Raw genomic sequence first — 9,149 nt, forward strand, 5'->3', positions numbered from 1 at the left:
AATCACTGTTATCAGCGGTGTGATGTACCCTGTGATTTCACCCGCGATTCGCTATTGGATTGCGGTGCTCCGGGTGGCACACTGCAGGTATGAGCACCCAGTCGACCATCGCCCGCGGCGACCTGCGCGCCTACGAGGAGTCGGTGCGGCTGCCCACGCCGGAGCTCGTCGAGCGACTGCGCGACCTGCTCGGCGCCAAGCTCGTGGCCTACCTGGGCTCGGTCCAGGAGACCCGCGCGGTGCGGCAGTGGGCCGACTCGGCCGACGCACGCACCCCGTCCACCGAGGTCGTCAACCGGCTGCGGATGGCGTACCGGATCGCAGCCCTGCTCCGCGAGAAGGATTCGGCCGCCGTCGTCCAGGCGTGGTTCCAGGGCATGAACCCTCGCCTCGACGACGTCGCGCCGGCCCGGCTGCTGCGTGAGGGCGACCTGGAGCAGGTCGGCCCCGAGGTCCTGGCGGCCGCGCGCGCGTTCGCTGCGGCCGGGTGACTCCACTGGTGACCGAGGCACCTCAGCTGGTCGTCGTCGACGCCGCCGAGACGGTCTGGCGCGTCGGCTTCAAGCCGGAGCCCTGGGCCTGGTCCGGCTGGGAGTGGGCCGGCGCCGACGGCCGGTTCCACGGTCGCTGGGACGACCGGCAGGGCAACTTCCGCACCATCTACGCCGGCTCCACGCTCCTGGCCTGCCTTCTCGAGGTCCTCGCTGGGTTCCGGCCTGACCCGACCCTCGCGCTCGAGCTCGACGACATCGAGGAGGACGACGAGGACGCCGCGATGCACCCGACCGGGCGCGCCGGCGAGATCTCCTACTCCTGGCTCGAGCCGCGCTCGGCGGCCAGCGCGACACTGACCGGTCGCTTCTGCGCAGTGACGGCCGCGAAGTCGATCGCGGCCCTGCGCCCGCAGTTCGTCGCCCTGGCGCACCTGCTGAACCTGCACGACTTCGACGCGGCCGCGCTCAAGGACGGGCGCCCACGAGCGCTCACACAGTCGGTGGCGAGCTACCTTCACGCGACCACGGAGCTCGACGGCGTCACGTTCGCCTCCCGCCACGGCGACGACCTCCCGCTCTGGGCGGTGTTCGAGCGCGCCGAGGATCCCGCAATCAGCCGGACCCTCGACGCCATCGAGCACCACGCCCTGTCCCCCGAGCACCCCGACGTCCAGGAGGCCTTCCGGATCCTCGGCCTCAGCTGGGCGGAAGTCTGATGGAGCCACGGGTCGTCGCCGTCGACGTGGGCTCGGTACGGAGCAACTTCGCCTGGGCTGCCCTCGACCTTCCCGGCCGGCGACCGGTCGGCGAGGGAGGCAGTCACCCCGAGGGGGCGGCGCTCGCCGTCCTCGAGGCGCTCCGCGCCGGTGTCCCGGTGGCACTCGGGTTCGAGGCTCCGCTCATGGTTCCGGTCAGTCCGGTGGGACCGGCCGACAGCTGGAAGACGCTCGGACAGGCGCGGCAGGGCGAGACCGTCGACGGACGTTCCAGGCCCTGGTCGGCCGGCGCCGGCAGCGGATCCCTGGCCACGGGGCTAGTCCAGCTCGCGTGGCTGCTCGAGCGCGTTGGCTCCGGAATGCCCGGGCTGAGGTGCACCACCAAGCCAGAGCCATGGCTGGCCGGTGAGGCCGAGCTGTTCGTCTGGGAGGCCTTCGTCTCCGGTACAGGCAAGCCCGTTCCCGCAGGGATCACCCAGCACGCGGCGGATGCGGCCGCGGCCGCGGCCGCGGACACCTTCGCGGATCGACTCGAGGACGGCTCGTTGAGCGTCTCCGACGTCGTCTGCACGCCGGCGTCGTCGTTCAACCTGGCGGCGGCCGCCGCGGCGTACGCCGGCCTGGCGATCGCCAGCAACGAGCTGCGCGATCAGGTGCAGGTCTATCGCACCCGCCCCGCCCTCGAGCCGTCATGACGCATTGGGAAGTCCTGGCCTCCTTCACCCGGATCCGCGAGACCGCCGAGGCATACATGGACGAACTCGACGAGCTCGGACACGGATGGGTCGAGGAGTCGGTGACCGACGTCGCGGTCCATCGCGGGTATCCGCACGTGAAGGTCATCAAGTTCAACCGACGCCAGGAGGCTGTCGTCGGCGGCGACTACCTGTGGTGGTGGCTGGACAGTTCGAGCAGCCTGTGCTTCGGCATGCTGGTGCAGGCCAAGCGGCTCAGCCGCGAAGGCTCACGATGGCATATCGACATCAGCCACAACGACGGCCAGCAGCTGCGCGACTTGCTGAGGGCAGCGGAGCAGCTTCAGGTGCCGGCGCTGTACGGGGTTTACACCGGCGGGCGGGTATTTCGCGCCGACCTGCCGTGCTTCCACTCCCAAGAGGCGGACTGCCTGGGGTGCCGTCGGATGGCCATCTCGATGATCACCGCCTATCAGTTGAGCGGCGGCTGGTCGTGGCCCTCTCCAGTTGACACAGCGAACCTGGTGCTCGACGAGGGTCTCCCCCTGGAGGACCTCGTCGACCCAGAACGACAGAGCGGCCCAGTCCGGGACATCAACCTCCCAGAGATCCCTGAGGGCCAACTACGCGCCTTCCTACTGGACGATCAGGCCGGGCCGCGAGAGGTCGCCAAGCGCATCTTCCGGGCGGTCAGCGACCACCGTCGTGGAGCTTTCCGGGCGGCGAGCGCCGCGCCCACCGGTCTCCCCGGCGCGCCCCTCTTCCCGGAGGTGCCGGAGGACCCGGGACACTTTCCCGGCTCCTACTACCGGCACGTGCTCCAAGGGCTGAGGACGCGGCCGCCGCGGTATGTCGAAGTTCTTCGGCGCCGCACAGACATCGATGACGGCTCGATGAGCTACGTCGTCGCTGTGGGGCCGCCCGGTCCGCGGCGACCCCGGGAGCTCGCTGGCCTCAACATCGCGGGCGTCGTCCTGGTCACGATCTAAGGCGCGCTGCTGAGGGCCGACGAGCCACATGCACCCGCGAGAGTGATGTCCTAGCGTCGAACCCCTAGCACCTTGGCATCATCCAGGAGGCCCTCAGGTGCTGCGCCTCAGCTGGGTCGCCGACCGACCACGCCGAGGGGCTGTCATCGACATCGCGTTACTGTCCAGCAGGCGGAGTTCAACGGCTCGCGCGTACTCCTCAGACCTGCGTCAACTCCAACGCCAAGGCGTCACGAAAGGCGATGGCCGGGTGGCGACGCGAGGTGCAGCGCTGCCAGCGTGACGGGTGCCGCGGCTCACCGCCGACCCAGAAGGTCGGCTGTCCATGTGTCCTGAGTGCCGAGTCCAGCCAGTTCAGCTGCTCGTGGCGCCAGTGTCCGGCCGCGCCTCGCGGCGAATCGAGGCCGTAGGCCAACAGGACCCCATCGGCTCCGCAGAGCTGGTTCTCGATGGGTTCGCGGGCAGCGGTCCATGGCGCAGCCGTCTGGCCGAGCTCTGCAATCTGTCGCGTCGACCGGCTGGGCAGCGAGAAGAGGTTCGCCACCAGGAAGTCGTCGAAGCCGAGGATGTCGCAGGCCAGACGCACTCGGCCCAACGTGCGCTCGCCGCGGGTGGTCGGCGGGTTGCTGAGGACCGCAAGCAGTGTTCCTCCGCCTCGGGGTGGGCTCACCCTTCTCCGGCAAGATCGAACAGGCTCTGCAGATGCGCCGTGGTGGTGACCGTGCGGACCTGGTTCCTGATCTCACTTCTCCGCAGGTCCAGGGTCACGCGCCGGTTCTGCTCGCGGTCGTAGACGATCATCAGAATGCGTCCGAACGCGGTCCCATGCTTCATGGCGTACTCCGCGAACGCCCGCGCCTTCGCTGGGGCGTCCTCGAGATGCAGCCCATGAGGGTCGAGGATGTCTACGGCGATGCGGTCCTGGTCGGCCCTTCGGAACACCAGGAAGTCCGGATACATGGGGGCGGTCTCGCCGCTGCTCTTGGTGTAGGGGATGGCCAAGGAGCCTCGGCCGCGGGGTCGGTTCCGTAGCCAGCAGATCAGAGACTCGGGGTGAGCGAGCTCAGCTTCAATGGCGTCGCGCTCCCACTCGTTGAGTCGCTCGGGGTACAGCTCGTTCTGGTCCACGTACAGGTGGTGCGGCCAGTCGACCGACCGGTTGTCGCGTCGGGCCCGGATGGAGTCTGGGAGGGCGATCCGGGTCTTGGACGGTTCGTCGGCGTGCTCGCGGAGCTCGTCAACCTCGCGCCGCTCGTCGTCGCCGAGCGCGTCGATGGCGTCCTCGTGCTCGGCCATCCAGTCGTCGAACAGCTGCGTGGCCTCCGAGTTGAGGGCTCGCTGGGTGTTGGCGTCGCCGAGGGTGGCGATCACGTAGAGGCGCGCGGTGTCGCCATCGACGTCGCCGTCCTGCCGGATGCGGCGCCAGAGCTTGTCGTGCAGTGCGGCACCGGCCTTGCGGCCCACCTGGTCATAGAGGCGCTCCAAGGAGCGGGAGGTGGACTCCACGCGCAGCTGCTGGGTCTCGGTCTCCCCGGTCAGGTACGACAGGGTTGTGGCGTCGAGGCCGACTTCGCGGCTCCGCTTGACGGCCTCCTCGAACTCGGCGCTTCCCCTGCGGGTCTCGAGCCGCTGCCACAGCAGGCCGACAAGGCGCTCGTCCACCTGGTCGGGGGCGTCCTCGAGAATGCCGGCGTCGCTGAGTGCGCCCGCGAGTGCCTCAAGCCGGGTCACTGGGGGCATGCGCCGGGCTCGTGGGACGACGTAGCTGACGATGCGCCCGATGGCGGCGCGGATCTGGTCGGAGGCTGCCTCGTCTCGATCGCAGAGAACTTGGCCCTCGCCTTCCTCGACGTCGACAGCCGGGAGGGTGTCGGGGTCGCCGGCGCGCAGCTTGGTGATGATCCGCTGGAGGGCGCCGCGGTCGTACTTAGGTAGGTAGAGCGCGACGCCGTTGAGGGCGTCGTCGCTCTCGATGCGTCGCGCGAGCGGCGTGCGGACCAGTCGGCCGACCAACTGAGCGATCAGCGTGTCGTCCTGGGCTCCCCGGAACGACATGATCACCTCGGCCCGGGGGCAGTCCCAGCCGGTGGAGAGGCTGGTTTTGAAGAACACAATCGTCACTTCGGGGTCGGCGTCGATGTCGGCCGGCCGCAGGTAGCGAAGGCGACGGCTGGTGAGGTTGATGGCGGCCGGGGCGTCCCCGAAGCTGTGGGCGTAGGCGTCGGGGCTGAGGGGGCCGGTGACTTCCTCGATCGCCTCGATGGCCTGCTCGAGGTCGGTAGCGCTGATCGAGGTGGCGGTCTTGTCCTCGACCTGGACGACCATCACGGGGCGTACGGGCCGGGTGCCGTGCTGGGCGGTGTGCCGACTCCAGCGGACCTGGTAGTCGAGCAGGCTTTGCGCAGCCCGTTGCAGCAGCGTCATGTCGGAGTGCTCCAGGCCGTGCTCGGGACGCCAGACCACGATGCGGTCCTTCAGCAGGCCCGACGCGCGTACGGCAGCAACCGGCGAGGTGGCCTGCCTGCGGGTGCGGTTCGTGGAGGCAAGCACCGCGTCGAACCGTTCGGGAGTGGCGGAGATGCCGACGACGATCGGCACCTGCGGCATCTCGCTGAACCCGAGGACGAACCGCTGCACGATCGTGGCGGCCTCGTCGCTGGCACCGTTGGACCGCTCCATGCCCCGGTGTGCCTCGTCGATGATCAGCAGGAACTTCGCCGGATTGCGCCGGATGGTCCTGGTGAGGATCTCCCAGATGCTCGCGTCGCGGTCGTCGCCCGGGCTCACGAGGTTCGTGTTCGCGCCGAGCTTCTGGGTGTTGAGGAAGTACACGTTGCCTGCAGCGAGCTCGTCACCGCGGAAGTCGTTGTCGATCCGGATCAGCCGACCGGTGAACCGCTCCGAGGCGGTCTCGATCTTCTGCATCGTCTGCTCGTTGACGTTGGGCAGGTCCGAGAGCCACACCACGGTCAACTCGTCGTCCTCTCCGACTGACTGGCCGTCGCCGAAGAGCAGGTTTTCCAGGGCTGCGGCGGCCATCACGGTCTTGCCGGCGCCGGTGGGGGCGACGAGCACGACGGCCTGGTCCCGGCCGCCTCTTTCCACCTCGTCCATGCTGTAGCGGATCTCGGAGACCAACTCGCCGACTGTCGTCTCCTGGAACGGCAGGAGGGTGAACCTCATCGGTACGCCTCCAGGGTGTTGATCCGGAAGTTGCCCAGGTAGTCGCGGTAGAGCATCGAGGTGGTCAGGCCGTCGGGGAGCTTGGCTCGCATCTGGTTGAAGCTCGATTCGGAGTCGGTGACCAGATAGAGGTGCGTCACCTGCGGGTTGGCCTTCAGCTGGGTGAGGAACCGGCGGAAGGCCTTGCGGTCGAAGAGCACGGCGTAGTTGCTGTCCTCGTGGAAGGCGAAAGGTTCGGTCGGATCGGAGCTGGGCCTGCTGCCCACTCCCCCAGCCGCCAGCCACAAGCTTGGCTCGACCGCTGCGAACTCGGCACCATCGCGCACCGAGTCGCGGTCCAGGTAGACCAGGTCGTAGAACTCGACGTTCTCCTCGAACCCGTCGGCGAAGCTGCGGTCGATCCCTTGGTAGGCACCGTCGATGGGCTTTCCGTCGCGCCGGCCCGTGATTGCGGCCTCGACCCGGGGGCGGGTGGCCTTCCAGAAGATCCCGTGCTTCTCGTACTCCTCGTCACCCGGCAGGTGACCGGCGCGCAGCAGCCGGTCTGAGGTCTTTGCCGCCACCTCGTTGTTGGACACCAGGATGCATCGCCGGCTGCCGCCGTCGAGCGCGTTGATCAGGGCGGTGGCATGCAGCGTGGTGCCGGAGCCGGCGAAGAAGTCGAGGATCAGCGCGTTGGGTCGGTCGCGGACCACGGTCAGCAGGGTGTCACGCACGGCGTACAGCGACTTCGGGAAGGGAAAGGCGGTCCGGTCGCCGAGGAGCTTGTGGAGCATCGACGTCCCGTGCGTACCGGCGTCGTGAGAGGTGCTCCACCACACCGTCTTGTACTTCTTCCGCTGGGTCTTTGGCACCCAGTAATTGACCGTCCAGGACTTGCCGTCGGCCGAGGCCTGGCCGAGCACGACGAAGCCGCCGTCGATCTTCTTCTGCATGCTCTCGGGGATGTAGCGCCAGCAGCGCTGGTTGCCTTCCTTGTCGATCGGCCACAGCGGCACCAGGCCGTCCACCGGCTCGAAGGATGGCTCCCGGTCCAGTGGCAGTGCCTCGCCGGTGCCGACCACCCGCCCCGCCTCCGGGTCGACGTAGAGCGGATAGAACTGGTTTGGTCGCTGATGGCGGTAGCTCGACTCGCCCCCACGGCGGCGGGCGTGCCTCAGCTCCCACAGGTGCAAGTCCTCTCGGGGGAACGGCAGCGGCGCCTCATCGGCGATCTCCTCGTCGGTCACCTCCTCCTCGTCGGTCACCACGCCTTCGTCAGCAGCCTCGGCTTCGTCATCCTCGTCCTGCTGGTCGACGTGCTCGACGTGCCGCTTGCCCGTGAGCATGTCCGCCTCTTGCTCGGGCAGCCCGGTAACCACGCTCTCGGTGGTCTTGGGCAGGCAGAACAGGGCGTACTCGTTGACGCGGGCAAAGTTGATCTTGCCGGTCCCCTTGGGGTTCATCACGATCGTGATGGTCTGGAGCAATCGCCCAGGGAAGACCTGCTCCAGGAGCACCCCGAGGTGGTGAACCTCGTGCTCGTCGATGGTCACGATGAGCACGCCGTCCTCGCGGAGCAGGTCCTTGGCCAGCACCAGCCGCTTCTCCATGAACGACAGCCACTTGCTGTGGCGCCAGCGGTCCTTCTCGTCGATGTACCGGTTGTTGTACTGCCAGTCGCGATCGCCGGTGTTGTAGGGCGGATCGATGTAAATGCAGTCGACCTGGCCCCGGTAGAGGTAGCGCAGCAGTTGCAGGGCGTGGAAATTCTCCCCGTTGATCACCGAGTGGTAGGGCTTGGTCTCGCTGCGGGCGATCCGCCCCTGCGGCTTCAACGCGGGGTACGCAGGCTCCCCGAACTTCTTCAGGACCACGACGTCGTTTGCTGGGAGCTTGCGCTCCTCACCCGAGCTGTCGGTGGCGGTGACGGTCCGCGTGTTGGCTCGCACCACCCGGAACTCATCGCTCTCCGCCGCCGCGGCACGCATCTGAATGGTGTCGCCGGGACGCGGCGGCACGCCGTAGAGCCGGATCGACTCGGGAATGTGCTTTTCGAATACGAGCCCAAATCTCAGCTGCCGGCGGAGCCCCTCGACTGAGGCAGTGAGCTGAGACCGCAGACCTTCGTCCTCGATCTGGGTCAGCAGTTCATCGATCTCAGCCATAATTCCTCTTCTTCGAGCCCACGTGCACCTCCGCGGGCAGCGTAGTCGCCACCACCGTCACGCGTGGCAGGCCGCCCCGATTCCGCTCGGCCGTCGCCCCGCCCCGACCTGCTCGACCAAGGGCAGGTCTACCGCACGCGGCCGGCCATCACGCTGCCATGAGGCCCTCCTCAACCCGGTGCGCGCCCCGACTGCCATGCTCTAGCGTCGAGACCGTGAGCAACGACATCCACGACAGCGTCTACGACGCGATCGAGGTACGGATCGACGCCCTTCGGTCCGGGGCTCCGGCATCGGGTGCTGAGACCGGTGCCAGGACGCAGGACGACGTCGACGCCGAGCTGGGCAAGCTGGAGGCTGACAAGGCGCACCTTCTCGACCACTGGAAGACGCACGACGGCGTCGTGGGCGCCACCCCTCCCTCGGCCGTGCGAGCGCGCGCGTGCGGCCAGGCGCAGCCCTGTCCCCATGTGCTCGGCCTGGCTCAGACGTACGGAGTTGTGTAGCGCCATGGGCCTCTTCAAGCGCTCTGAGAACGTCAAGGCCAAGAAGATCGCTGCGCGGGCCCGCTACGTCGACGAAGACGTGCAGAGGGTCGACGTCAAGATCACCAGTGCCGACGGAGAGTCTGTGACCGTCGACCTGAGTCTCGACCAGACCCGTCAGCTGGTCATCGACCTGACCAACGCCTACAGCGCCTGCCGCCCGGCGCTCCTGGACCAGAAGCAGGTCGACCGGATCACCTCGTTCTTCGGGATGCAGTAGCCCACTGCCGCCGGCTCCAGAAGGTGCCGGGGTAGCTCGCCGCCGGCAGCTGCGGAGCGGCGGGTATCTCGACCTCGAGGAGGACGATCCGCTGCTCCGGCCTGAGTTCGGACATTCGGCTTAGTGCCTGAGTTGTGAATGTCAGGTGAGGGCGTCGAGG

9 protein-coding genes are annotated in these 9,149 nt (G+C 68.1%); 6 read left to right on the forward strand and 3 right to left on the reverse strand.

Going from position 1 to position 9,149, the window contains the following annotated elements; all coding sequences use genetic code 11:
• Positions 1-89: 89 nt before the first annotated feature.
• The 4 genes from CCO04_RS21650 (at position 90) to CCO04_RS21665 (ending at position 2,894) form a co-directional block, all read left to right on the forward strand.
• Positions 90-491 (forward strand): hypothetical protein, encoded by a 402-nt coding sequence (locus tag CCO04_RS21650; protein ID WP_006901488.1) that lies wholly within the window; start codon positions 90-92, stop codon positions 489-491.
• An 8-nt stretch (positions 492-499) separates the two neighbouring features.
• A complete protein-coding gene (locus CCO04_RS21655; RefSeq protein ID WP_215816250.1) occupies positions 500-1,210 on the forward strand; it encodes an RES domain-containing protein in 711 nt (236 codons plus the stop codon).
• 185 nt (positions 1,211-1,395) lie between these two features.
• Positions 1,396-1,905 carry a hypothetical protein gene (locus tag CCO04_RS21660; protein WP_215816251.1) on the forward strand — a complete coding sequence of 170 codons (510 nt, stop codon included), beginning with the start codon at positions 1,396-1,398 and terminating at the stop codon, positions 1,903-1,905.
• On the forward strand, positions 1,902-2,894 hold the full coding sequence (locus CCO04_RS21665) for a DUF6615 family protein (protein ID WP_215816252.1): 993 nt from the start codon (positions 1,902-1,904) through the stop codon (positions 2,892-2,894). Before CCO04_RS21660 ends, CCO04_RS21665 begins: the two co-directional genes overlap by 4 nt.
• Before the next feature lie 199 nt (positions 2,895-3,093).
• On the opposite strand, the gene CCO04_RS21670 is transcribed toward CCO04_RS21665, so the two are convergent.
• The 3 genes from CCO04_RS21670 to CCO04_RS21680 are packed head-to-tail and all read right to left on the reverse strand — an operon-like array spanning position 3,094 to position 8,224.
• Complete coding sequence (locus tag CCO04_RS21670; protein WP_215816253.1) at positions 3,094-3,564, reverse strand: DUF1643 domain-containing protein; 471 nt, start codon at positions 3,562-3,564, stop codon at positions 3,094-3,096.
• A complete protein-coding gene (locus CCO04_RS21675; RefSeq protein WP_215816254.1) occupies positions 3,561-6,077 on the reverse strand; it encodes a DEAD/DEAH box helicase in 2,517 nt (838 codons plus the stop codon). The genes CCO04_RS21670 and CCO04_RS21675 overlap by 4 nt, the downstream gene beginning before the upstream one ends.
• Complete coding sequence (locus CCO04_RS21680; RefSeq protein WP_215816255.1) at positions 6,074-8,224, reverse strand: site-specific DNA-methyltransferase; 2,151 nt, start codon at positions 8,222-8,224, stop codon at positions 6,074-6,076. Before CCO04_RS21680 ends, CCO04_RS21675 begins: the two co-directional genes overlap by 4 nt.
• 215 nt (positions 8,225-8,439) lie before the next feature.
• Between CCO04_RS21680 and CCO04_RS21685 the strand changes: the two genes are divergently transcribed.
• Positions 8,440-8,730, forward strand: coding sequence for a hypothetical protein (locus CCO04_RS21685; protein WP_215816256.1), 291 nt, complete (start codon positions 8,440-8,442; stop codon positions 8,728-8,730).
• Positions 8,731-8,734: 4 nt separating this feature from the next.
• On the forward strand, positions 8,735-8,989 hold the full coding sequence (locus tag CCO04_RS21690; RefSeq protein WP_215816257.1) for a hypothetical protein: 255 nt from the start codon (positions 8,735-8,737) through the stop codon (positions 8,987-8,989).
• The last annotated feature ends 160 nt before the right edge of the window (positions 8,990-9,149 follow it).

Source organism: Pimelobacter sp. 30-1, assembly GCF_018831735.1.
Taxonomy (GTDB): Bacteria; Actinomycetota; Actinomycetes; order Propionibacteriales; family Nocardioidaceae; genus Nocardioides.

Coding starts and splice junctions, on each gene's coding strand:
- CCO04_RS21650 (WP_006901488.1), top strand. CDS start 90: ATGAGCACCCAGTCGACCATCGCCCGCGGCGACCTGCGCGCCTACGAG.
- CCO04_RS21660 (WP_215816251.1), top strand. CDS start 1,396: ATGGTTCCGGTCAGTCCGGTGGGACCGGCCGACAGCTGGAAGACGCTC.
- CCO04_RS21665 (WP_215816252.1), top strand. CDS start 1,902: ATGACGCATTGGGAAGTCCTGGCCTCCTTCACCCGGATCCGCGAGACC.
- CCO04_RS21675 (WP_215816254.1), bottom strand. CDS start 6,077: ATGAGGTTCACCCTCCTGCCGTTCCAGGAGACGACAGTCGGCGAGTTG.
- CCO04_RS21680 (WP_215816255.1), bottom strand. CDS start 8,224: ATGGCTGAGATCGATGAACTGCTGACCCAGATCGAGGACGAAGGTCTG.
- CCO04_RS21690 (WP_215816257.1), top strand. CDS start 8,735: ATGGGCCTCTTCAAGCGCTCTGAGAACGTCAAGGCCAAGAAGATCGCT.